Source organism: Streptomyces sp. Y1, from assembly GCF_041053115.1.
GTDB classification, from domain to species: Bacteria; Actinomycetota; Actinomycetes; order Streptomycetales; family Streptomycetaceae; genus Kitasatospora; species Kitasatospora rubellomurina.
In genome coordinates, this window is the sequence record NZ_CP163445.1 from 1,121,283 (window position 1) to 1,143,638 (window position 22,356).

The 22,356-nt window shown below is 72.8% G+C and carries 18 protein-coding genes and 1 riboswitch; of the genes, 9 read left to right on the forward strand and 9 right to left on the reverse strand.

The genetic code is table 11. The annotated features are described in order from the left end of the window. Nucleotides 1-250: 250 nt before the first annotated feature. Nucleotides 251-523, reverse strand: a complete 273-nt coding sequence (locus AB2U05_RS04695; protein ID WP_045700086.1) for a DUF397 domain-containing protein — start codon at nucleotides 521-523, stop codon at nucleotides 251-253. A 569-nt stretch (nucleotides 524-1,092) separates the two neighbouring features. Between AB2U05_RS04695 and AB2U05_RS04700 the strand changes: the two genes are divergently transcribed. The 3 genes from AB2U05_RS04700 to AB2U05_RS04710 all read left to right on the forward strand — a co-directional run bounded on the left by AB2U05_RS04700 (nucleotide 1,093) and on the right by AB2U05_RS04710 (nucleotide 4,478). Further along, nucleotides 1,093-2,037: a hypothetical protein gene (locus tag AB2U05_RS04700; protein WP_244178917.1), complete on the forward strand. Its 945-nt coding sequence runs from the start codon at nucleotides 1,093-1,095 to the stop codon at nucleotides 2,035-2,037. A gap of 490 nt (nucleotides 2,038-2,527) precedes the next feature. Beyond that, nucleotides 2,528-2,729: riboswitch (cyclic di-AMP (ydaO/yuaA leader) on the forward strand. Beyond that, nucleotides 2,716-4,029 (forward strand): transglycosylase family protein, encoded by a 1,314-nt coding sequence (locus tag AB2U05_RS04705; protein WP_369182500.1) that lies wholly within the window; start codon nucleotides 2,716-2,718, stop codon nucleotides 4,027-4,029. It overlaps the preceding riboswitch by 14 nt. 248 nt (nucleotides 4,030-4,277) lie before the next feature. Continuing rightward, complete coding sequence (locus tag AB2U05_RS04710) at nucleotides 4,278-4,478, forward strand: hypothetical protein (RefSeq protein WP_369182501.1); 201 nt, start codon at nucleotides 4,278-4,280, stop codon at nucleotides 4,476-4,478. Nucleotides 4,479-4,595: 117 nt separating this feature from the next. On the opposite strand, the gene AB2U05_RS04715 is transcribed toward AB2U05_RS04710, so the two are convergent. The 5 genes from AB2U05_RS04715 to AB2U05_RS04735 form a co-directional block, all read right to left on the reverse strand. Further along, entirely contained in the window at nucleotides 4,596-5,615 is a 1,020-nt protein-coding gene (locus AB2U05_RS04715) for a LacI family DNA-binding transcriptional regulator (protein WP_208615520.1), read from the reverse strand. A gap of 25 nt (nucleotides 5,616-5,640) precedes the next feature. Continuing rightward, nucleotides 5,641-7,341, reverse strand: coding sequence for a glycoside hydrolase family 13 protein (locus tag AB2U05_RS04720; protein WP_369182502.1), 1,701 nt, complete (start codon nucleotides 7,339-7,341; stop codon nucleotides 5,641-5,643). A gap of 52 nt (nucleotides 7,342-7,393) precedes the next feature. After that, entirely contained in the window at nucleotides 7,394-8,299 is a 906-nt protein-coding gene (locus AB2U05_RS04725) for a sugar ABC transporter permease (RefSeq protein WP_045700082.1), read from the reverse strand. A gap of 70 nt (nucleotides 8,300-8,369) precedes the next feature. Continuing rightward, nucleotides 8,370-9,371 (reverse strand): carbohydrate ABC transporter permease, encoded by a 1,002-nt coding sequence (locus tag AB2U05_RS04730; protein WP_045710003.1) that lies wholly within the window; start codon nucleotides 9,369-9,371, stop codon nucleotides 8,370-8,372. 95 nt (nucleotides 9,372-9,466) lie between these two features. Beyond that, nucleotides 9,467-10,744 (reverse strand): extracellular solute-binding protein, encoded by a 1,278-nt coding sequence (locus AB2U05_RS04735; RefSeq protein ID WP_045700080.1) that lies wholly within the window; start codon nucleotides 10,742-10,744, stop codon nucleotides 9,467-9,469. A 308-nt stretch (nucleotides 10,745-11,052) separates the two neighbouring features. Between AB2U05_RS04735 and AB2U05_RS04740 the strand changes: the two genes are divergently transcribed. Then, nucleotides 11,053-11,556: a GNAT family N-acetyltransferase gene (locus AB2U05_RS04740; protein ID WP_045700079.1), complete on the forward strand. Its 504-nt coding sequence runs from the start codon at nucleotides 11,053-11,055 to the stop codon at nucleotides 11,554-11,556. On the opposite strand, the gene AB2U05_RS04745 is transcribed toward AB2U05_RS04740, so the two are convergent. Then, a complete protein-coding gene (locus AB2U05_RS04745) occupies nucleotides 11,549-12,604 on the reverse strand; it encodes an aldose epimerase family protein (RefSeq protein WP_369182503.1) in 1,056 nt (351 codons plus the stop codon). The genes AB2U05_RS04740 and AB2U05_RS04745 overlap by 8 nt on opposite strands. 183 nt (nucleotides 12,605-12,787) lie before the next feature. Then, complete coding sequence (locus AB2U05_RS04750; RefSeq protein WP_369182504.1) at nucleotides 12,788-15,793, reverse strand: AAA family ATPase; 3,006 nt, start codon at nucleotides 15,791-15,793, stop codon at nucleotides 12,788-12,790. Between the two features lie 329 nt (nucleotides 15,794-16,122). Between AB2U05_RS04750 and AB2U05_RS04755 the strand changes: the two genes are divergently transcribed. The 3 genes from AB2U05_RS04755 to AB2U05_RS04765 all read left to right on the forward strand — a co-directional run bounded on the left by AB2U05_RS04755 (nucleotide 16,123) and on the right by AB2U05_RS04765 (nucleotide 19,412). After that, nucleotides 16,123-17,070, forward strand: coding sequence for a hypothetical protein (locus tag AB2U05_RS04755; RefSeq protein WP_052706541.1), 948 nt, complete (start codon nucleotides 16,123-16,125; stop codon nucleotides 17,068-17,070). A 273-nt stretch (nucleotides 17,071-17,343) separates the two neighbouring features. Further along, nucleotides 17,344-18,867: an aldehyde dehydrogenase family protein gene (locus tag AB2U05_RS04760; RefSeq protein WP_045700077.1), complete on the forward strand. Its 1,524-nt coding sequence runs from the start codon at nucleotides 17,344-17,346 to the stop codon at nucleotides 18,865-18,867. A 218-nt stretch (nucleotides 18,868-19,085) separates the two neighbouring features. Then, complete coding sequence (locus tag AB2U05_RS04765) at nucleotides 19,086-19,412, forward strand: hypothetical protein (RefSeq protein ID WP_045710000.1); 327 nt, start codon at nucleotides 19,086-19,088, stop codon at nucleotides 19,410-19,412. A gap of 89 nt (nucleotides 19,413-19,501) precedes the next feature. Here the strand turns inward: AB2U05_RS04765 and AB2U05_RS04770 are convergent, their stop codons facing one another. After that, complete coding sequence (locus AB2U05_RS04770; RefSeq protein WP_045700075.1) at nucleotides 19,502-20,722, reverse strand: serine hydrolase domain-containing protein; 1,221 nt, start codon at nucleotides 20,720-20,722, stop codon at nucleotides 19,502-19,504. An 89-nt stretch (nucleotides 20,723-20,811) separates the two neighbouring features. Between AB2U05_RS04770 and AB2U05_RS04775 the strand changes: the two genes are divergently transcribed. Both AB2U05_RS04775 and AB2U05_RS04780 read left to right on the forward strand, forming a co-directional pair. After that, a complete protein-coding gene (locus AB2U05_RS04775; RefSeq protein WP_369182505.1) occupies nucleotides 20,812-21,327 on the forward strand; it encodes an NUDIX hydrolase in 516 nt (171 codons plus the stop codon). A gap of 60 nt (nucleotides 21,328-21,387) precedes the next feature. Then, nucleotides 21,388-22,245, forward strand: a complete 858-nt coding sequence (locus AB2U05_RS04780) for a TetR/AcrR family transcriptional regulator (protein WP_369182506.1) — start codon at nucleotides 21,388-21,390, stop codon at nucleotides 22,243-22,245. Nucleotides 22,246-22,356 lie beyond the last annotated feature (111 nt).

The window sequence follows — 22,356 nt, forward strand, 5'->3', positions numbered from 1 at the left end:
GTCGAGCGAGGCCCCGGGAGGACCACACCCCGGGAGCCGGCGGGCCCCTGCGCCCGGACGGCCGGCGGGAGCGCCCGCGCGGGGCGGTGCGGCACACCGGCCGGGCCCCTCCCACGCCCCGGCCGTGTTACCGGACCCCGCAGGACCCGCCCCCGGACGAAGGGGCGCCGGAGCACCGGCTCCGGACAAGACAAAGGCCGTCGTGGTGTCAGCACCCACGACGGCCCCCCGATGGCGAAGCGGCCCCCCGTCAGACCGCCAGGTGGTCGAACTCCCCGTCCTTGGCCCCCAGCAGCAGGGCGGCGATCTCGGCCCGGGTGTAGATGAGCGCCGGGCCGTCCGGGAAGCGCGAGTTGCGCATCGCCACGTCGCCGCCCGGCAGGGCCGCGAACTCGACGCAGTTGCCCTGGGAGTTGCTGTGCCGGCTCTTCTGCCAGACGACCCCCGTGAGGTCGGTGGCGGCGATCCCGTTGAAGGGACGGCACGAGCCGTGCGTGTGCTGCGAGTCCTGCGAGTCGTGCATAGAAATCTCCCGAAGAGATCCGGAGTTGTCGTCCGGCGCGGCACCCCCGGCACCCACCGAACGATCGGACCGGCCCCGTACCGGCCCGGTACAACGCCTCACTTGACGTGATGATAGCTGTAGTGCACGTGCATCAGCACGGGACGTTGCAGGTGCAGGACGCTTTCATCCGATGCCCCGAACTCTTCACGGACCCTTCTCCTGACGGTATGTAAACGGACAAACTCCACTGAATCGACAGCGTCCCGATGACCGGCCGTGAGCGGCTCTCCGCTGAATGTTGATCTTCGAATGCCGGGAGTCGCACCCCCGTGACCCTCCGTCAAACCCGTCCGGGCCTGTGAGACATCTCACTCGCCACGGCTGCAACGCCGGGCCCCTCGCGCCGCGTCATCACCCTCCGGCCGGCTACGACCCGGGGCCGAGGGACTGGGGACGGTTTCGTCCGGATTGCCAGGAAAACTCCCGAACCCGCCGGGGGTGGCGCACGAGCTCGGCACCGGGCGCACGCGAAACCCGTCCGGCAGCCGACTGCAGGCCTGACGGGGCGATGTCCTACGATCTCCGGCATGAGCACCGCAGCCATTCCGGGCGCGCCACTGCCCGTCCGCACTCCAGGCTCCCGTGCGCGGGGGCGCCATCGCCGTCCCGAGCGCCCCGAGATTCCGACCGGAGCCCCGGCGCTGGTGCTGGCCGTGCCCGCGACCGCCGGGCCCGAGTCCCGCTCGGTCGTCGAGGAACTGCTGTCGATCGTCCGCAGCGAGCAGAACGGCGTCCAGGCCGCGGCCGGCTACCTCGCCGGTGACGGCGCCGAGGGCGAGGGCGGCGAGGACCGCACCCTCGCCGAACTCCTGGCCGCGACCGCCGAGGCCGGCCTGCCGGCGCCCGTCGTGGTGCCGCTGGTCTCCGGTCCGCACGACTTCCTGACCGGGCTTCACGCCCTCGCCGCCGAGTACGGCGCGACCGTCACGGACGCGCTCGGCCCGCACCCGCTGCTCGCCGAGGGCGTGCACGTGCGGCTGTCCGAGGCCGGACTGGCCCGCGCCGACCGCGCCCGGCTGTTCGCCATCGCCACCGCCGCGGACGGCGTCGTCCTCACCACCGCGGGCGGCGAGGACGCGGCCGCCGCGGCCGGCATCACCGGCGTGCTGCTCGCCGCCCGGCTGGCCGTCCCGGTCGTCGCCGCCGCGCTCGACGTGCCCGGCTCGGTGGCCGCGGCCGTCGACCACCTCAAGGAGACCGGCTCGCTGCGCCCGGCGCTGGCCCCGCTGGTGATCGGCCCCGAGGCCGACTCCGAGCTGCTCGCCACGGCCGCCGAGGAGACCGGCTGCCCGTCCGCGGCGCCGCTCGGCGCGTACCCGGCGGTGGCGCAGCTGATCGCGTCCACCTACCTGGCCGCGCTGCCCGCGCCGTCGCCGGAGGAGCTCGCCCGGGCCGAGGCCGCTGCCGCCGCCGAGGCCGGGGAGGGCTCCCGCGGCGCCCACGCGGCCGCCCAGGGGCCCGTGGAGGCCTGACGGGCCCCGCCCGTCCGCACCTGCCCGCACTGCCGGTAGAACCCGCACGACCGTCGTGCGCCGAGGGCCCGGAACGTTCGCGTTCCGGGCCCTTTCGGCTTCCCGCCGGCTTCCCGTGGGCTTCCTGCCGGCTTCGTGCGGGCTTCCTTCGGCTTCCCGCGCGGGCGGCGAGTCATTCGGGCAATGAAGTGTTATGTCCGTTCTGAGCGCTTTATGGATGAATGCCTCGGCGCCCGGTTTTCGACCGCTCCCCCACGGCTTCCGCCACACATCCGCGCGCGCCGGCGCATTCCGACGCCCCGTCACGCGCTTTCTGAGGCAGTGCCAATTATCGAAACCCGAGGCCGAATTGCCGGAAAACGATCATTTCGGATCTTGAATTACCGGCCATTCGGCGGTTTTCGCTAAACCGTGATGCGCATCACACTGTTTGCGGATTTCCCTTAATTCTGCTTAACGTGCTCCCCGTTCGTGACCACACGGACCCAGTTCATCCGCAACGCCGAGTCCTGCCGTCGGATGTCCTGGCAGCGCGAAAACGCACCACGGCAGGAGCGGGGGACCCACAGGTAAGTCGCCCCGGACCGTTCCCCGGAACGGTTCTGGGCTAGGGGTGAAGCCGCGCTCACCGCGCGGCCGGGCAACTCCAGCCCGAATCCGACAGCTCACCTCGCAGGCGTGGGAGAGGACCGCGTCTTCATGCTGCCCACCAACGGCACCCGCCTGTCCAGCCGCACCCGTCGCGTGATCGCCGCCCTCGGCGTCGCCGGCATCGGCCTCACCATCCCCTGCCTCACCACCGGCACCGCCTCCGCCGCGTCCGTCGCCACCTGGGACAAGGTCGCCCAGTGCGAGAGCAGCGGCGACTGGAGCATCAACACCGGCAACGGCTTCTACGGCGGCCTGCAGTTCACCTCCAGCACCTGGGCCGCCTTCGGCGGCACCGCCTACGCCCCGCAGGCCAACCAGGCCACCAAGGACCAGCAGATCGCCGTCGCCGAGAAGGTCCTCGCCTCGCAGGGCCCCGGCGCCTGGCCCGTCTGCTCCGTCCAGGCCGGCCTGACCAAGAGCGGCACCCCGGCCGCCGTCGACACCTCGGCCGGCACCGCCGCCAAGCCGGCTGCCAAGCCCGCCCCGGCCGCCCCGGCCGCCAAGCCGGCCGCGGCCGCGCAGGACCAGGCCGCCGCCGACTCCGCCAAGAGCGGCTCCGCCAAGAGCGACTGGGCCAAGGGCGACTGGGCGCAGAAGGGCCAGACCCAGGCCCACGGCAGCGACTACACCGTCGTCGACGGCGACTGGCTGTCCTCGATCGCCGCCAAGCACAACGTCCAGGGCGGCTGGCAGCACCTGTACGACCTGAACCGCGCCACCCTGACCGCGGGCCCGGACACCATCTACCCGGGCCAGCACCTGACCTTCGGCGACGAGGCCGCCGCCCCGGCGGGCCAGTCCTCCACCGACAAGTCCGGCTCGGACTTCAGCTGGTTCAACCGCTCGCAGCAGTCCGGCCAGGCCGCCAACGGCGGTGCCGTGAACGCCAAGCCGACCGCTCAGGAGCAGACCGCGCCCAAGCAGACCGCCCAGGCCGCCAAGCCCGCCGCCCCGGCGCAGACCCAGGCCCCGGCCGCCACCGGCAGCATGGCCGCCGCGATCTCCTTCGCCAAGGCGCAGGTCGGCCAGGCCTACGTCTACGGCGGCACCGGCAACGGCGGCTGGGACTGCTCCGGCCTGACCCAGGCCGCGCTGCGCGCCGCGGGCATCTCCGTCCCGCGCGTCGCCGCCGACCAGGCCGCCGCCAGCACCCACGTCTCGCTGGACAGCCTGCAGCCGGGCGACCTGCTGTTCTGGTCCAACAACGGCCAGGACTCGGGCGTCTACCACGTCGCGATCTACATCGGCGGCGGCCAGTACGTCGAGGCCGCCAACCCGAGCGTGGGCGTGCGCCTGCAGACCGTCGCCAACTGGGCGCCGGACTTCGCCGGCCGCGTCTGAGGCTGACGGCCGACTGCCGACTGCCGACTGCCGGTCAGCTGACGACCGACCACCGACGGCGAACAGATAACAGATAACAGCTTTCAACTTTCATCATCTGTCAGCTGTTCGACGCCACGGCCCCCGGGGAGAGCCTGCCCGCTCCTCCCCGGGGGTCGTGGCGCGTTCCGGTGCCGCGGTGATCACCGCTGTGGTGGATCGGAGCCCCAACGGGCATGCTGCTGCTCTGCACCCGAGGAGGAGGCACCATGGCCCAGGTCACCGTCACCATCGACGCGAACCTCGCGATCGACGTGATGATGCTCGCCGGAACGAAGAACCCGCAGGACGCCGTCGAGCTGGTCCTGCGCGACTACCTGGCCCGCGGCCGGCGCACCGAGTTGCGCACCGGCGACGCCGCGGACGCCCACCGGCTCACCATGGACCGTCCGCCCGCACAGGAGGGCTGAGCCGGGAGCGCTGAGCCGGCAGGGCTGGACCGGGAGGGCGCGAGCCGCCGCGCACGACGACGGGCCCCGGAGAGCAACCGCTCTCCGGGGCCCGTCAGTTGGACCTCGTCGCCGCCGTCAGCGTGTCCGGGCCCCGGTGGACCCGCGCATCACCAGCTCCGGCTGGAACATGAACTCCCCGCGCTGGCCCGTGTTCGAGCCGACCTCCTCCAGCAGAGCGTCCACCGCCGCCGTGGCCATCGCCTCGACCGGCTGGCGGATCGTGGTCAACGGCGGCTCGGTGAAGGCGATCAGCGGCGAGTCGTCGAAGCCGACCACCGACACGTCGTGCGGTACCGACAGCCCGCGCTGGCGCACCGCCCGGATCGCCCCGAGCGCCATCATGTCGCTGCCGCAGACGATCGCCGTGCAGCCCTTGTCGAGCAGCGCGCCGGCCGCCGCGTGCCCGCCCTCCACGCTGAACAGCGTGTGGTGGACGAGCCCTTCGGCCTCCTCCGGGGCGAGCCCCAGCACCTCACGCAGCGCGGCCGTGAAGCCCTCGATCTTGCGCAGCACCGGCACGTACCGCTTCTGCCCGACCGCCAACCCGATCCGCTCGTGGCCGAGTTCGGCCAGGTGCTGGACGGCCATCCACATCGCGGCCCGGTCGTCCGGCGAGATGAACGGCGCGTCGATCCGCTCGCTGTAGCCGTTGATCAGCACGAACGGCACCCCGCGCCCGGCGAGGCGGGCGTAGCGGTCGTGGTCGGCGGTGGTGTCGGCGTGCAGTCCGGAGACGAACACGATGCCCGCCACGCCCCGGTCGACCAGCATCTCGACCAGTTCGTCCTCGGTGGAGCCGCCCGGCGTCTGGGTGCAGAGCACCGGCGTGTAGCCGTGCCGGCTCAGCACCTGCTCGATCACCTGCGCCAGCGCCGGGAAGATCGGGTTGCTGAGCTCCGGCGTGATCAGCCCGATCAGCCCGGCGCTGCGCTGGCGCAGCCGGGTCGGCCGCTCGTAGCCGAGCACGTCGAGCGCCGCCAGCACGGTCTGCCGGGTGGCGGCGGAGACGTTCGCCTTGCCGTTGAGCACGCGGGAGACGGTGGCTTCGCTGACCCCCGCCTGCGCCGCGATGTCTGAGAGTCGCGCCGTAGTCACGGGCCCAGAGCCTATTGCACCCACGTCAGACCGCCCACCAGCCGGTGCTGTCCGGGGCGAGCACCGTCTCGCCGCCGTCCACCACGAGGTCGGCCGAGCCGAGCAGCAGTCGGCCGGGGGCCGGTATCCGCACCGGCTGGCCGGTGGCGTTGACCGTGCAGACGAAGGATCCGCGGCGGAAGGCGAGGGTGCCCTCGGGGGCGTCGAGCCACTCGACGTCGGTGCCGGCGCCGAGGTCGGGCTGCGCGCGGCGCACGGCCAGCGCGCTGCGGTAGAGCTCCAGGGTGGAGGTCGGGTCGCCGGTCTGCGCCTCGACGCTGAGCTCGGCCCACTCGGCCGGCTGCGGCAGCCAGGACGGCCCGCCCGCGACCGGTCCGAAGCCGTACGGGGCCTCGGTGCCGGACCACGGGATCGGGACGCGGCAGCCGTCGCGGTAGCCGTCCTGCCCGGCCTGGCGGAAGAACGACGGGTCCTGGCGGACCTCGTCCGGCAGGTCGGTGACGTCCGGCAGGCCGAGCTCCTCGCCCTGGTAGACGTACGCGGAGCCGGGCAGCGCGAGCATCAGCAGGGTGGCGGCGCGCGCCCTGCGCAGACCCAGCGAACGGTCGCCGGGGGTGCGGATCTGGGTGCCGAGGCCGGGCTCGTTGGCGAAGCGGGTGGCGTGCCGGGTGACGTCGTGGTTGGACAGCACCCAGGTGGTGGGGGCGTCGACCGGGCGCATCGAGTCGAGCGACAGGTCGATCACCTCGCGCAGCGCGGCGGCGTCCCAGTCGGTGCCCAGGTACTGGAAGTTGAAGGCCTGGTGCAGCTCGTCGGGGCGGACGTAGTTGGCGGTGCGCTGGACGGTCGGGGTCCAGGCCTCGGCGACGCCGATCCGCTGGCCCGGGTACTCGTCGAGGATCGCGCGCCAGCTGCGGTAGATCTCGTGCACGCCGTCCTGGTCGAAGAAGGGCATGACGTCGTTGCCGAGCAGCTTGAGCTGGTCGGCGCCGCCGATGTCGGGCAGGCCGGGGGCCTTGACGAGGCCGTGGGCGACGTCGATGCGGAAGCCGTCCACGCCCATGTCGAGCCAGAACCGCAGGATCGAGCGGAACTCGTCGGCGACGGCCGGGCTGTCCCAGTTGAAGTCGGGCTGCTCGGGGGCGAACAGGTGCAGGTACCAGTCGCCGGGGGTGCCGTCCGGGTTCTCGGTGCGGGTCCAGGCCGGGCCGCCGAAGATGGACTCCCAGTCGTTGGGCGGGAGTTCACCGCTCACCCCCTTGCCGGGGCGGAAGTGGTAGCGCTCGCGCAGCGGGGAGTCGGGGCCCTCGCGCAGGGCGCGCTGGAACCACTCGTGCCGGTCGGAGGAGTGGTTGGGGACGAGGTCGACGATGACCCGCAGGCCGAGCCGGTGGGCGTCCCGGATGAGCGCGTCGGCGTCGGTCAGGTCGCCGAACATCGGGTCCACGGCGCGGTAGTCGGCGACGTCGTAGCCGGCGTCCGCCTGCGGCGAGGCGTAGAACGGCGAGAGCCAGACGGCGTCCACGCCGAGGTCGCGCAGGTAGGGCAGGCGGCTGCGGATGCCGGGCAGGTCGCCCATGCCGTCGCCGTTGGAGTCGGCGAAGCTGCGCGGGTACACCTGGTAGATGACCGCGTCCCGCCACCAGCCTCTGGACGCGCTGACGGTCGCCTCGTGAGCGGTGGCGTCGGCGGCGGGCCGGGAGGTGTCGGCCAGGTTCTGGGTCATGGACGGTATCCCTTGGGGACTAGTGGGGAGCGCTGGAAGTACGGCGGGAGCGTCAGGACTTGGAGGCACCGGCGGTCAGGCCGGTGACCAGGTGGCGCTGCACCAGGTAGAAGAAGGCCGCGGACGGGATGGCGATCAGCACGGCCGTGGCGGCCATCAGGTTCCACTGGGCGTCGTGCTCGCTGACGAAGGTCTGCAGGCCGACGGCCAGCGTGTACTTGTCGGAGCTGAGCATGAAGGTGGAGGCGAACGGCACCTCGGCCCAGTAGGTGAGGAAGGAGTAGAACGCGGCGACCGCCAGGCCCGGACGGGCGAGCGGCAGCACCAGCCGCCAGAAGGTGCCGAACGGGCTGAGCCCGTCGACCCGGCCGGCCTCGTCGATCTCCACCGGGATGGTGTCGAAGTAGCCCTTCAGCAGCCAGGCGCAGTACGGCACGGTGGTGGTCGAGTAGACCAGGATCAGGCCGGTGTAGCTGTCCAGCAGGTTGAGCTCGGAGAGCATGGTGTACATCGGCACGATGAGCACCGCGATCGGGAACATCTGGGTGACCAGCAGCGACCACATCAGCGGCTTGTGCCCGGGGAACTTCATCCGGGAGACGGCGTAGCCGGTGGTGGCGGCGAGCAGCACGCCGAACACGGTGGTGATGCCGGAGACCAGCAGGGCGTTGCCGAACCAGGTGAAGAAGTCGGTGTCGCCGAGCACGTGCTGGTAGTTCGACAGCGTGAGCTTGTCGAGGATCTGGCCGGGGTGGAGGTAGTCCGTCTTGTCCGGGCCGAGCGAGACGAAGAGGATCCACCCGATCGGGAACAGCGCGATCAGGCTGGCCAGGATCAGGACGCCGTGGGACAGCGCCTTCGACAGCGGGCTGCTCTCGCCGCGCGGGCGGAACTTGGCGGGCCGGGCGGCCGGCGCCGCGGCCGCCGCGGGGGCGGGGCGTTCGGTGGTGGTGGTCATCGGGGGTTACCTGCCTTCGGGGGTCGACTGGGTCCGGGGGCTGGGCCGTCGGCGCGTGGCCGAGGGCCTGCTAGCCGTTGGCCTGCTCGTTGCGGGCGAGCCAGCGCCGGTAGAAGGCGGTGAAGACGATCAGGATGGACAGCAGGATGACGCCGTACGCGGCGGACTGCGCGTAGTCCGCGGGGATCTGGCCGAAGCCGAGGCGGTAGGCCCAGGTGACCAGCAGCTGCGCGTCGGGGGCGCCCTTGCCGAACAGCAGGTAGATGACGTTGAACTGGTTGAACGTCCAGATCACGCCGAGCAGCACGACGGTCGAGGAGACGCTGCGCAGCCCGGGCAGGGTGATGTGGCGGAACTGCTGCCAGCGGGTGGCGCCGTCCATCTCGGCGGCCTCGTAGAGCTCGGCCGGGATCGACTGCAGGCCGCCGAGCAGCGAGATCATCATGAACGGCACGCCGGCCCAGGTGTTGACCAGGATCGCGGCCGCCTTCTGGGCCCACGGGTCGGTGAGCCAGCCGGGCTCGGGCAGGTGGAGGGCGCCGAGCGCGCTGTTGATCACGCCGCCGTCGGAGAGCATCAGGCGCCAGGAGAAGACGGTGACGAAGGTCGGGACGGCCCACGGGAGGATGAGCAGCATCCGGTAGCCGGCCCGCCCGCGCAGCTTCTTGTTGAGCAGGACGGCGAGGCCGAGGCCGAGGGTGTAGTGCAGGGCGACGCAGGTGCCCGTCCAGGCGATGGTCCACACGAAGTGGGACCAGAAGCGGTCGTACGAGCCGGGGCCCCAGAGGATGTCGGCGTAGTTGTGGAAGCCGATGTACTGGTAGCTGGCCGGGATCTCGTTGACGCCGATCTTGCGCGCGATGTTGAGGCTGTTGGCGTCGGTGAGGGTCAGCCAGATGCCCTCGGCGAGCGGGTAGAGCACCAGCACGCCGAGCACGAGCACGACCGGGGCGATCATCGCGTAGGCGTACCAGTGCTTGGCGTAGGAGCGCTTGAGGCGTTCCCACGGGCCCGGACGCTGGTCGCGCTCCCGGCTGCCCTTGCCGGTGGCGCCCTGCACGGCGACTGACATCGTTTGCACCTTCTCGGGGATTCTTGGGGAAGCAGGCGGCCTCGGGTGTGCCGACGGCCCGGCCCGCCGTTCGTCGGCGGGCCGGGCGCGGGGGACTACTTGGCGAAGCCCGGCAGGAGCTTGGCGTAGTCGGTGGAGACGGTGTTCAGCGCGTCCTGGGTGCTGGTGCCCTGGAGGGACTTGCCGAGGTTCTCGCCGAGCGAGGCGAACAGCGAGCTGTACTCGGGCAGTTCGGGGCGCGGCTTGGCGCTGGGGAGGATGGCCTGGAAGCCGGCGATGCCCGGGTCGGCCTTGACGTCCGCGGTGTAGGCGTCGGAGCGGGTCGGCAGGGTGGAGTTCTTCTGCGCGATGAAGGCCTGGCTCTCGGCCGAGGTCATGAAGGCGGCGAACTTCTCGGCGGCGGCCTTGTGGGCCTTGTCGGAGCCGGCGTAGACGGAGATGTTGTGGCCGCCGGTGGGGGCGCCGGACTTGCCGGCGGAGCCGCCGGGGACGGCGGCGATGCCGAGGTTCTTCTTGTCGGCGAAGGCGGACCCCTTGTAGACGTTGGTGATCTCCCAGGGGCCCTGGATGATCGCCGCGACCTTGCCGCTGTTGAAGGCGTCCATCATGTGCGCGTAGGCGTCGGTGGTGACGTCGGCCTTGGCGGTGCCGGGCGAGGTGAACATCGACTTGTACGTCTCGACGGCCTTGACGGCCTCCGGCGAGGTGACGGTGATCTTCTTGTTGGCGGCGTCGACGGTGTCGGTGCCCTCGCCGAACAGGAACGGCATCGCGTAGTAGCCGTCCGCGGCCTTCAGCCAGAAGCCGTCCACGCCGGCCTTGTCCTTGATGGCGGCGGCGTCGGTCTTGAGCTCGTCCCAGGTCTTCGGCGCCGCGGTGATGCCGGCCTTGGCGAAGAGCTCCTTGTTGTACATCAGGCCGAGGGTGTCGGTGACCAGCGGCACGCCGTACAGCTTGCCCGCGTACTGGGCCTGCTGGATCAGGCTGGGCTGGAAGGCGGAGGTGTCGGCGGCGGCCGGGGTGCCGTCCAGCGGCTCCAGGAAGCCGGCCTTGGCGAAGGCGGCGGTCCAGCCGACCTCGGAGCGGAACACGTCCGGAGCGCCCTTGGCCCCCATGGCGGTCTGGAGCTTGTTCTGCGCCTGGTCGAAGGGGACGTTGACGAAGTCCACCTTGATGTTCGGGTTGGCGGCCTCGAACTTCTTGACCAGTTCCTGGTAGTTCGGCGCCTCGTTGGTGGCGTTCGAGGTGTCCCAGTACGTGAGGGTGACCGGCCCGTCGGCCTTGCCGTCGGAGCTGGAGCCGCTGCTGCCACAGGCAGCCATCGAGACCGCGAGGGCCACAACGAGGGCAGAGGCCGCGATGCCACGCCGCATGAGAACTCCTTGGAGGGTGGGGGTGCCCGAGATGTAAGAAGACAGGCGCATAATGGCTGCCTCGTCCGACCGCACCGTTGCTGCCGTCGGGCTCGGGAAGGAAGTTAACAGCGGTGAAAGATCGACGGAAAGTCCTTGCAGCAAGTTTCTGCAAGAAACGGCGATCGTTACAGCCGCGTGTCCTGGACGTAGCCGCACGGTAGTTGACCGTCGCGCCGAACATCCCGATTCGTCCGATTCGCCCCACTCGCCCGTGGCCGACGGGACCACCGTGCGTGGCCGGAAGCCGCCTGCAGCAGACTGGACGCATGCGCATCAGAGCCGTCACCCGAGGCGAACTCCCCCTGCTGACCGCACTGGAACGGGCCGCCGGAGCGCCCTTCGCCGCCATCGGCATGCAGGAGATCGCCGACGACGAACCGCCCGCCCCGGACGAACTCGCCCACTACCTGGACCACGGCACCGCCCTGGCCGCCGAGGTGGACGGCACCGTCGCCGGCTACCTGCTCGCCGAGCCGGTGGACGGCGCGCTGCACGTCGAGCAGGTGTCCGTGCACCCCGCGTACGCCCGGCGGGGCATCGGCCGGGCACTGATCGAGCACCTCGCCGCGACCACCGACGCCCCGGCGCTCACCCTGACCACCTTCGCCGACGTCCCCTGGAACGCCCCCTACTACGCCCGGCTCGGCTTCCGCCCGCTGGCCGACCACGAGCTCACCCCCGGCCTGCGCGAGATCCGCCGGCAGGAGGCCGCACACGGCCTGGACCGGTGGCCCCGGATCTGCATGCGCCGGGACCTGCCCGCTAGCTGATCCCGAACCGCAGCACCGTGGTCGAGCGGAACTCCTCGCCCGGCCGCAGCGCGGTGCTCGGGAAGGAGGGGTGGTGCGGGGAGTCCGGGAAGTGCTGGGTCTCCAGCGCGATCCCGGCGAACGGCCCGTACGGGACGCCGCTCGCGCCGGTGACCGCGCCCTGGAACTTGTTCGCCGTGTAGACCTGGATGCCCGGCTCGGTGGTCAGCACCTCGAGGGTGCGGCCGCTGACCGGGTCCTCCAGCAGCGCCGCCCGCGCCGGGGCGCCGTCCGCCGGCCGGGGCCGCAGCACCCAGTTGTGGTCGTAGCCGCCCGGCCCGGCCAGCTGCGGGTGGTCGTCGTGCACCGACTTGCCGATCGGGGTGGCCGTGGTGAAGTCGAACGGCGTGCCGGCCACCGGCTCGATCCGCCCGTACGGGACCTGTCGCTCGTCGGCCGGGGTGTAGCCGTCCGCGTCCAGGGTGAGCAGGTGGCCGAGGACGTCGCCCGAACCCTCACCCGAGAGGTTGACGTAGGCGTGGTTGGTCAGGTTGACGACGGTCGGCCGGCTGGTCGCGGCGCGGTAGGCGATCACCAGCTCGCCGTCCGCGTCCAGGGTGTAGGTGACGGTGACGTCCAGCGCGCCCGGGAAGCCCTGGTCGCCGTCCGGGCTGTGCAGCCGCAGCCGCACCCCGCCCTCGACCTCCTCGGCCGTCCAGATCCGGCTCGCGAAGCCGTCCGGGCCGCCGTGGATGGTGAGCCCGCCGCCGGTGGGCGCCAGCGGGTGCTCCTCGCCGTCGATGGTGACGGTGGAGCCGTCGATCCGGTTCGCGTACCGGCCGACCACCGTGCCGTAGTGCCGGGCCGGGCCGAGGATCTGGGCCAACTCGTCCGTCGCCAGCAGCACTTGGGCGCTGCGGCCGGCCCGGTCCGGCGCCTCCAGGGTGTGCAGGGTGGCGCCGAGGGTGAGCACGCCGGCCCGGTACCGGCCGGCGGTGAGCGTCCAGCGCCCGATCGCCGCGCCCGCGCCGGAGGGGGCGAGCGGTTCGTGCCGCACGCTGGTGGCCATGGCCTGCTCCTCACTGCGGCCGCGGCGCGGCCACCCGATTCCGGTCCGGCCGGGGGCGCAGCGGCCGCCCGGCCCCGTCAGCCTAGCGACGGCGGGGGTGCCGGGGGCGCTTGTGCGCCCGTGCGCGCCGCCCGGTCACCACCGGCCGCCCCGCCGCCCCGCCCGTCCGCCCCCGCCCGTCCGTCAGTGCTCCGCGCCCTCGCCCTCGCCCGGACCCGGCTCCTGCGGCCGCGTCGGCAGCCCGAGCGCGGTGGCCAGCCCGTCCGGCCCGCTGCCGGCCTTGCGGTAGACCGCCGCCAGCCGCCGGTTGACCAGGCTCAGCTGCAGCCCCAGCTCCTCGGCGATCCGCTGCGGCGGCACGCCCCGCGCCGCCCGCCGGGCGACCTCCCACTCGGGCCCGCTGAGCGTGTCCAGGGTGTCGCGGAAGTCGCGCAGCCCCAGCCGGTTGGGCCGCAGGCCGTAGTTGGCCAGCTCCTGCCGGGCGCGCTCGACCAGCCGCTCCGCCGAGCAGTGCTGGGCCAGTTCGATGCCCTGGTACAGGTACTCCTGGGCGTCCTCCAGCCGTCCGACCCGGCGCAGCGCGGCGCCGAGGTCGACCAGGGCGACGGCGTGCTCGTACCCGGCCGGGGACTGCCCCAGGTGCTCCACCGCCTGCTCCAGCAGCTCGACGGCCTGCTGGCCGTCCTCGATCCGCGCCTGCAGCCGCAGCGCGCTGCCGATCGCCGAGGCGGTGCCGAAGGTGCGGGCGTCCTCGACGGCCTTCTGGGCGTACTCGCGGGAGCGCTCGGGCTCGTCGGCGGCGATCGCGATGGCGAGGTGGCCGGCCCAGGGCGCCCAGACGGTGTTGTGCCAGCCGCGGATCTCCAGCTGGGCGCCGGCCTCGGTGAGCGCGGCGGCCGCGCCGGCGTAGCGCTTCTTGGCGATGAGCAGCTTGCCGTACAGCGAGGTGGCGTCGGGCAGCACCATGGCGGTGGCGTGGTACGGCGGGTGGAAGCCGAACTCGTCGGCCAGCTCCCAGGCCTCGTCGACCCGGCCGCGGGCCAGCAGGGTGTCCACCAGCACGCCGACCGCGTCCCAGGCGAGCGGCAGCCGGGGCCCGATCCGCTCGGAGATCCGGTACGCGCGGCGCAGGAAGTCCTCGGCCTCGGCGAGCAGGCCGCGGCGGAACCGGGCCAGGCCCATCAGGAAGTAGGCGAAGCCCCGGTGGGCGCCGCTCCAGCCGGCCACCTCGAACTGGATGATGGCGTCCGCGAACAGCCGCTCGGCCTGCGCGATGCGGTCGTTGTAGATGTAGGTGAGGCCGAGCATCGAGGGCAGTTCGAAGCCCCACATGGTGTCGGTCCAGCCGAGGCCCTTGGGCAGCCGCCCGCCGTCCAGGACCTCGTCGGCGAGCGCGAGGGCGTCGGCGGAGGGCGCGCCGCGCAGGGTCAGGTCCCAGGCGCGCATGGCGAGCACCGCCCGGTCGGCGGCCTCGCGGCCGGCCAGGCCGGCGGACATCTCCTTCAGCCGGGCGGAGCGGCCGGGGCCGTCCTCCTCGGACTTGCGGAAGGCGTGCCACATGAAGGAGGCGGCCTGCAGCCGCTGCCGCCCGGCCGGGTCGGCGGTGCGCCGTGCCTCCTCCTGGCAGACCAGGGCGGCCTGGCCGAGTTCGCCGCTGTGCGCGAGCACTTCGGAGAGCCGGAAGGTCGCGTCGACGCGCAGTTCGGGGCGTAGCGGTCCCTCGTCCGGGTCGAGGGCGAGCCTCAGCTGGTTGACGGTGGCGACGGGGTCGGTGAGCAGCGCGGAGCAGCCGAGTTCGTACAGCACCTCGGTGCGGATGTCGTCGGCGGGCGGCTCGTCGAGCGCGCGGTGCAGGCAGCGCTGGGCGGCCTCGGGGGCGCCGATCAGCTGGTGTTCGACGGCGGCGCGGCGCAGCTTCTTGACGATCCGGTCGTCGCCCTCGCCGGCGTGGGTCTCGACCAGGTGGCGGGAGGCGGCGAGCAGGCCGAGCCCGGCGTTCTCGATCTCGACGGCGGCGATGCCGTGCATGCCGAGCCGGGTGGCGTCCGGCATGGTGTTGTAGATGGAGCTGCCGATCAGCGGGTGGACGAACTCCAGGTTCCCGTTGGGGGCCTGGGTGAGCACGCGCTGCTTGCGCAGCTGCTTGATGGACTCGCGGGCGCCCTCGGCGCTCTGGGTGGAGATCCGGGTGGCGAGGTCGATCCGGATGTCGGTGCCCAGCATGGCGCAGGCCCAGGCGAAGCGCAGGGTGGTGGCGCCGAGCCGGTCGAGCCAGCTCTTGAGGGTCATCCCGGTGGCGTCGACGGCGAGTTCGCGCAGCTGCCGGGAGTTCTCCTCGACGGGTTCGAGCTCCTGGTCGCGGACCTGGTCGAGGAGGGCGACGACCTCGAAGGGGTTGCCGTTGACGACGTTCCAGAACTCGTAGCAGAAGGCGTCCTCGGCGCGGTCGCCGAGTTCGGCCCGGATCATGTCGGTGACGGACGTCAGGTTGAGCCGGTTGAGTTCGTGCTTGCGGCCCTTGAGGCCGAGGACGCTGCGGCGGAACTCCTGGCCCTCGGGCCAGTCGCTCTCGTCCTCGCGGTAGGCGAACACGAGCAGGACGGGCAGTTCGCCGGAGCGGACGGCGAACTTGGTGAGCCAGGCGAGGGACTCGGCGTCCGCCCAGTGCAGGTCGTCGACGATCATCACCATCGGGGCGCGGCGGGGCGCGAGCTGGGTGAGGACGTAGTCGAGGCCGTCGCGCACGCCCTGGGGGTCGAGGCGGCGGGCGCCGGCCTTGGGCTGCTTGAGGCCGATGGCCGGTCCGACGACCTCCTCCCAGGTGCCCATGACCTGGCGGAACTCGTCGGGCCTGAGGTCGCTGAGCACGGGCTGGAGGAGCTGGCGGAGCACGTGGTACGGCTCCTTGAGCTGGCGTTCGCCGCCGCGGGCGAACAGCACGGTGGCGCCCTCGCGGAGCTTGGCGATCCGGCGGACCTCGTGCAGCAGGCTGGTCTTGCCGATGCCGGGGCGGCCGGAGAAGGCGAGCAGGTCGCCGATCTCGGTGCCGCCGGCGGCGAATTCGCGGCAGAGCCGGTCGACGGCCGCTTCCACGGAGCGCAGTTCGGAGTCGCGGTCGCGCAGCCTGATCCGTGGGGCGTCGCCGCCCTGGCCGGTGCCCGTCCGAAGTTCGTTGCCCTGCTCGGTCACCGTCGCGCCTCCGCCTCGCCGATCCCGTCACTGCCCGATCACTGCTCGTGCAGCCGAGGTTAGCGCCGCGTCGGGTCCGCCGTGTGACATTCGCGCAGGCTGGGGCGGGCGGTGAGGGTTCGGACGGCTTGCCGGGGGCAATTGCCCTATATCCCTAACGTCCGATCATTCCATCAGATACCCTACGGCCCTCAAGACGCAGATGATCTTGCGTCACCACCCTCACCCCCGGGGCCCCGCCGCGTCAACTCCCCGACGATCTCCCACGATCCCCCACGATCATTACCAGAACCAAAAGCGCCCCCACCATCCGCCGCACCGGGAGTCCGATGTCTGACGACACCTCACTTCAGATCCCGTTCCCGCACCGCCGCAGTCCGCACGGCCCGTACGCCAGGGCGCTGCACCGCGACTGGCTGGTCCGCCACCCGCTGCTGCCCGACGCCGACCACCCGGGGTACGCGCACTGGGACGTGGCCGACCTGGCGGCCCTCGGGTACCCGGACGCCGAACCGGACGAGATCGCGCTGGCCGCCGACCTGATGGGCTTCTACTTCCTCTTCGACGACCAGTTCGACGGCCCGCTCGGCCGCCGCCCCACCGAAGTCGCCCCGATCTGCGAGCGACTGATCGCCGTTCTGCACGGCACCGCCCCGAACACCCGGTCGGCCGTCGAGACCGCTTTCGCCGACCTCTGGGAGCGCAGCGTGCGCGGCATGTCCGCCCGCTGGCAGGCCCGGGCCGCCTACAACTGGGAGTGGTACCTGGCCAGCCACCCGGCCGAGGCGGCCGGCCGGATCTCCAGCCGCCCGCCCGACCGGGACGGCTACCTGGTGCTGCGGCGCGGCACCGCCGCGATGGAGACCGTCTTCGACATGATCGAGCGCCTCGGCCAGTTCGAGGTCCCGGCCGCCGTGCTGCACCACCCCGTCCTCCGGCAGCTGCGCCAACTCGCCGCCGACATACCGTCATTGAGCAACGACGTGCGCTCCTTCCCGCTGGAGGCCCCGCGCGGCGACGTCTACAACCTGGTGATGATCGTCCAGCGCGAGCGCCGCTGCTCGGCCGAGGAGGCCTGCGCGGTGGTCCTGGACGAGGCCCGGCTGATGATCGAGCGCTGCCAGGAGCTGAGCGACCGACTCCCGGACGTCTACCGCGAGTTGGGCCTGTCCCGGATCGAGCGGACGATCGCCCAGCGGTACGCGGACGGGCTGCTCACCTGGCTGGCCGGCTACCTCAGCTGGGAGGCCCGCACCGGCCGGTACCACGTGGTCTGACGCGACCGGGCGCGACCTCGCGCAACCTGACGCACCGTCAACTCCCCTCACGGGCAGCGACAGCGGGCCGCCGCACCCTCCGTACCGGCGCCACGTACGGACCGTAGCCGAACCGGCGCCCGGCGGCTATCGTGCTCGACGGCGGCCGCCCCCGGCGGGCGGCCGCCCGTACGCGTGTCCGCACCCTCCCGCCGGGCCGCCCCGACCGGGCGGTCCGGCGCGCGGCCCGGCCACCGCCCGGCCGCGCCCGACGTCGCGAGGAGACACCAGAGCATGACGGTCTACCAGCCCCCCGGCTCCCCCGGCAGCATCGTCGCCTACCGCCCGCGCTACGAGCACTGGATCGGCGGCGAGTGGCGCCCGCCGGTGCGCGGCGAGTACTTCGGCGACCCGAGCCCGGTCAACGGCGAGGTGTTCACCGAGGTCGCCCGCGGCACCGCCGAGGACATCGAGGCCGCCCTGGACGCCGCCCACGCCGCCGCGCCCGCCTGGGGCCGCACGGCGCCCGCCGAACGGGCCCAGGTGCTGCTGCGGCTGGCCGACCGGATGGAGGCCAACCTGGAGCAGCTGGCCGTCGCGGAGAGCTGGGAGAACGGCAAGGCGGTGCGCGAGACGCTGGCCGCCGATCTGCCGCTCGCCGTCGACCACCTGCGCTACTTCGCCGGCGCGCTGCGGGCCCAGGAGGGCGGCCTGTCCCAGCTGGACGAGGACACCGTGGCCTACCACTTCCACGAGCCGCTGGGCGTGGTCGGCCAGATCATCCCGTGGAACTTCCCGCTCCTGATGGCGGTCTGGAAGCTCGCCCCGGCACTCGCCGCGGGCAACGCGGTGGTGCTCAAGCCGGCCGAGCAGACCCCGGCCTCGGTGCTGCTGCTGGCCGAGCTCACCGCCGACCTGCTGCCGCCCGGCGTGGTCAACATCGTCACCGGCTTCGGCGAGGAGGCCGGCGCGCCGCTGGCCGCCAGCCCCCGGGTCCGCAAGCTCGCCTTCACCGGCGAGACCAGCACCGGCCGGCTGATCGCCCGCGCCGCCGCCGAGAACCTGATCCCGGCCACCCTGGAGCTGGGCGGCAAGAGCCCCAACCTGTTCTTCGCGGACGTCGCCGCCGCCCAGGACGCCTTCTACGACAAGGCCGTCGAGGGCTTCGCGATGTTCGCCCTCAACCAGGGCGAGGTCTGCACCTGCCCGAGCCGGGCGCTGATCGAGTCCTCGGTCTACGAGCGGCTGCTGGGCGACGGCCTGGAGCGGGTGCGCGGCCTGCGCCAGGGCAACCCGCTGGACACCGACACCCAGATCGGCGCCCAGGCCAGCGCCGAGCAGCTGAAGAAGATCCTCTCCTACTTCGAGATCGGCCAGGCCGAGGGCGCCAAGGTGCTGCTCGGCGGCGAGCGCGCGGACCTCGGCGGCGCCCTGGCCGGCGGGTACTACGTGACGCCGACGGTCTTCGAGGGCGTCAACAGCATGCGGGTCTTCCAGGAGGAGATCTTCGGCCCGGTCGTCTCGGTGACCCGCTTCGACGGCTTCGACGAGGCGGTCGCGCTGGCCAACGACACCCAGTACGGGCTCGGCGCCGGCGTGTGGACCCGGGACGTCAACACCGCGCACCGGGCCGGCCGGGCCATCCAGGCCGGCCGGGTCTGGACGAACTGCTACCACGCCTACCCGGCCCACGCGGCCTTCGGCGGCTACAAGAACTCCGGCATCGGCCGGGAGGGCCACAAGGCGCTGCTGGAGCACTACCAGCAGACCAAGAACCTGCTGGTCAGCTACTCCCCCGACGCGACCGGGCTGTTCTAGCGGCCGCCGGCGGACGGAACGGAGTGGAGCGGGAGGCCCGAACGGACCTCCCGCTCCACCGCCACTCCCCGTGGCGGGCCCGCAGGGCGAAATCACCCGATTCGGGATCCAAGCACATCAATCCGGTGATTTTGCCGACGCGCCGCCGACATGCCCGGACGGCCCCCGCGAACGCCCTAAACAGGGACTCCCGTCCCCTCCGCACCCAGGGAGTCCCGATGACCATCGCCCCCGCCAAGCTCTCCGACCCGACCGTCCGCGCCCTGGTCACCGCGATCAACGCGAACGACCGCGACGCCTTCCTCGCCCTGCTCACCCCGGACGCGACCATGTCCGACGACGGCTCCGACCGCGACCTGCTGCCCTGGATCGACCGGGAGATCTTCGGCTCCCACGGCCACATGGAGGTCCAGACCGAGGCGGACGGCGGCCGCGCGCTGGTCGCGAACTTCCGCAACGAGACCTGGGGCGAGATGCGCACCGCCTGGCGCTTCACGGTCACCAGCGGCGGAAGGATCAGCCGCTTCGAGACCGGCCAGGCCTGACTCCCCGGCCGCAGGGCCCTCCAGGACCGTTCAGGACCTTCAGGACCGTTCAGGTCGGTTCAGGACGGCTCAGGTCGGTTCAGGACGGCTCAGGACAGCCCCAGGCACCCCCGCACCGCGCGGATCAGGTTGCGCGAGCGCACGTCCCCGGTGACGCCCGGCTGCATGCCGTTGGTGACGTAGCCGAACCCCAGCCCGAGGTCCGGGTCGGCGAAGCCCAGGCAGCCGCCCCGGCCCGGGTGGCCGAAGCTCGCGGGGGAGGCCATCGGCGCGGTCGGGCCGTGCCGCCAGAAACCCAGGCCGAAGGTGGAGTTGACGATCAGCACCCGGTCCGGGCCGCTCACCGCCGGGCCGAGCGCGCGGCTCAGCACCTCGGGCCCGAGCAGCGGCGGCAACAGCGCGCCGGAGCCGTCCGCCCGGTCGGCCGCGCCGATCAGCGCCGCGTAGAAGCGGGCCAGCGAGCGGGCGGTGCCGATGCCGTTCCCCCCGGGGATCTCGGCGGCGTGCACCGCCGGGTCGTTGAGGTCCACCGTGGGGCCGACCGAGGCGAAGGAGCGGGCGGTCAGCGAGGTCGGGTCCTGATAGGCGTCCCGGACGGACTGCTTGGGGCGCAGCCGCAGCCCGCTCGGGCCGCTGCGGGCCGCCTCGGGCGCGGGCAGGTCGACCAGCCGGCCGACCCGGGCCTCGGCGGCGGCCGGCAGGCCGATCCACAGGTCCAGTCCGAGCGGGCGGGCGATCTCCTCGGCGAAGTACCGTCCGACGCTGCGGCCGCTCGCCCGCCGCACCACCTCGCCGACCAGCCAGCCGAAGGTGTACGGGTGGTAGCCGTGCGCGGTGCCGGGCTCCCAGGCGGGCGCCTGCGCGGCGACGGCGGCCGCGGCGCGCTCCCAGGTCAGCACGTCCTCCAGCCGCAGCGGCTCGTCCAGCGCGGGCAGGCCGGCCTGGTGCGAGAGCAGCCAGCGCACCGGCATCTCGCCCTTGCCCTCCGCCTTGAACTCCGGCCAGTACGAGGCCACCGGCGCGTCCAGGTCCAGCTGGCCGCGCTCGGCCAGCAGCAGCGCGACGGTCGCGGTCAGGCCCTTGGTGACCGAGCGCAGCACCTGTGCGGTGTCCGCCGTCCAGGGGACGGCCGGCGCGGGCCGCCCGCCGACCTCGGGCCGGGCGTCGCCGCCCCACAGGTCGACCACCTTGCGGCCGCGCACGTACAGCGCGAAGGCCGCGCCCAGCTCGCCGTACTCGGCGAAGTTGCGCGCGAAGGCCGCCCGTACCGGCTCGAAGCCCTCGGCCGTCCCGCCCCAGATCTGCACCACAGCGCGCCGCCCTCAGCTCGTTTTCCTGACCAGGTCATGGTTTCCCGATCGTCCTACGAATCGGGCCCGGAAACCTTAACGTGTCGATCATGAGCAACCCTTCCGAAGAACTGCTGGACGTCGTCGACGAACAGGACCGGGTGGTCGGGACCGCCCTGCGCGGGGAGGTGTACCGGCAGGGTCTGACCCACCGGTGCGTCTTCGTCCTGGTCCGCGACCCGCACGGCCGGATCTTCGTCCACCGCCGCACCGACACCAAGCTGTTCGCCCCGGGCGCCTACGACATGTTCGTCGGCGGCGTCGTCGGCTCCGGCGAGACCTACGCCGACGCCGCCGTCCGCGAGGCCCAGGAGGAGCTGGGCGTGACGGGCATCGCCCCGCGCCCGCTCTTCAAGTTCCTCTACCGGGACGACGCGGCCGGCCTGTCCTGGTGGTGCGACACGTACGAGGCCGAGTGGGACGGCCCGGTCTCCCCGCAGGTGTCCGAAGTCGCCTGGCACGACTGGATCACCCCCGCCGAGCTCGCCGAGCGACTCGCCCGGGACGCCTTCGTCCCGGACGGCGTGGAGGCCTACCGCCGCTACCTGGAGCTGCGGGCCGGCTGACCGGGCGCCGGGCCCGCGGCCGCATGGGCGTTCGAGCGCCCGCCTTATAGGGTGGCGCGCATGGCCTCCCGTACGCCGTCGCCGACGGCCGACCGCGTCGAACGGACCTCCGCAGCCGACCGGGGCGCGACCGGCGAGCGGCCGCGCCGGCGCCTCAGCGTGGACGAGCGGCGCGAACAGCTGATCGCCGTCGCCCTGGAGCTGTTCAGCCGGCGCCCGCCGGAGGAGGTGTCGATCGACGACATCGCCGCCGCCGCGGGCGCCTCCCGGCCGCTGGTCTACCACTACTTCCCCGGCAAGCAGGCGATCTACGAGGAGTCCCTGCGGCGGGCCGGGCAGGAGCTGTCGGCCCGCTTCGAGGAACCGATGGAGGGGCCGCTGTCCGAGCGGCTGTACCGGGTGATGGGCCGCTACCTGGACTTCGTGCACAGCCACGGGCCCGGCTTCGCGGCGCTGCTGCGCGGCGGCTCGGTGGCGGCCAGCGCGGGCACCTCGGCGGTGATCGACGAGGTCCGCCGGGCCGCGCACGACCAGATCCTCGCCCACCTGGCGCTCCCCACGCCGAGCCCCGGCCTGCGGCTGGCCGTCCGGGCCTGGATCGCCAACGCGGAGATCACCTCGCTGGAGTGGCTGTCCGAGCGCTCGGTGCCGCTGGAGGACCTGCAGCTGCACCTGGTGCAGGAGTTCGTCGCGGCGCTCACCCTCACGGCCGCCCGGGAGCCGGAACTCGCCGCCGAACTCGCCGGGTTCTTCGCCGACGAGCGGCCGGACGGCCCGACCGGACGCCTGGTGCGGGACCTCGCCGGCCTGTTCGCCGTCCCCGGCCTCCCGGAGGCGGTCACCGCGCTGGCCACCGCCACCGGGGCCGAGGCTGACCCGCGGGCCACCGAGGGCGGCGCCGGGACCGCCGTCGAATGATCATCGGGTGATCCTGCGGTTCAACCCGGGTGGCGGCCTCTGATAGGAATGGGCGGGGATCCGACGGCACGCCACCCCGGGCGCGACCGCTCCGACCCGAACCACCGACGA

Bases quoted from the DNA above. Each gene is read 5' to 3' on its own strand.
- AB2U05_RS04765 (WP_045710000.1), top strand. From the start codon at position 19,086: ATGACCATCGCCCCCGCCAAGCTCTCCGACCCGACCGTCCGCGCCCTG.
- AB2U05_RS04745 (WP_369182503.1), bottom strand. From the start codon at position 12,604: ATGGCCACCAGCGTGCGGCACGAACCGCTCGCCCCCTCCGGCGCGGGC.
- AB2U05_RS04760 (WP_045700077.1), top strand. From the start codon at position 17,344: ATGACGGTCTACCAGCCCCCCGGCTCCCCCGGCAGCATCGTCGCCTAC.
- AB2U05_RS04755 (WP_052706541.1), top strand. From the start codon at position 16,123: ATGTCTGACGACACCTCACTTCAGATCCCGTTCCCGCACCGCCGCAGT.
- AB2U05_RS04700 (WP_244178917.1), top strand. From the start codon at position 1,093: ATGAGCACCGCAGCCATTCCGGGCGCGCCACTGCCCGTCCGCACTCCA.
- AB2U05_RS04730 (WP_045710003.1), bottom strand. From the start codon at position 9,371: ATGTCAGTCGCCGTGCAGGGCGCCACCGGCAAGGGCAGCCGGGAGCGC.
- AB2U05_RS04775 (WP_369182505.1), top strand. From the start codon at position 20,812: ATGAGCAACCCTTCCGAAGAACTGCTGGACGTCGTCGACGAACAGGAC.
- AB2U05_RS04695 (WP_045700086.1), bottom strand. From the start codon at position 523: ATGCACGACTCGCAGGACTCGCAGCACACGCACGGCTCGTGCCGTCCC.
- AB2U05_RS04710 (WP_369182501.1), top strand. From the start codon at position 4,278: ATGGCCCAGGTCACCGTCACCATCGACGCGAACCTCGCGATCGACGTG.
- AB2U05_RS04740 (WP_045700079.1), top strand. From the start codon at position 11,053: ATGCGCATCAGAGCCGTCACCCGAGGCGAACTCCCCCTGCTGACCGCA.
- AB2U05_RS04725 (WP_045700082.1), bottom strand. From the start codon at position 8,299: ATGACCACCACCACCGAACGCCCCGCCCCCGCGGCGGCCGCGGCGCCG.
- AB2U05_RS04780 (WP_369182506.1), top strand. From the start codon at position 21,388: ATGGCCTCCCGTACGCCGTCGCCGACGGCCGACCGCGTCGAACGGACC.
- AB2U05_RS04720 (WP_369182502.1), bottom strand. From the start codon at position 7,341: ATGACCCAGAACCTGGCCGACACCTCCCGGCCCGCCGCCGACGCCACC.
- AB2U05_RS04735 (WP_045700080.1), bottom strand. From the start codon at position 10,744: ATGCGGCGTGGCATCGCGGCCTCTGCCCTCGTTGTGGCCCTCGCGGTC.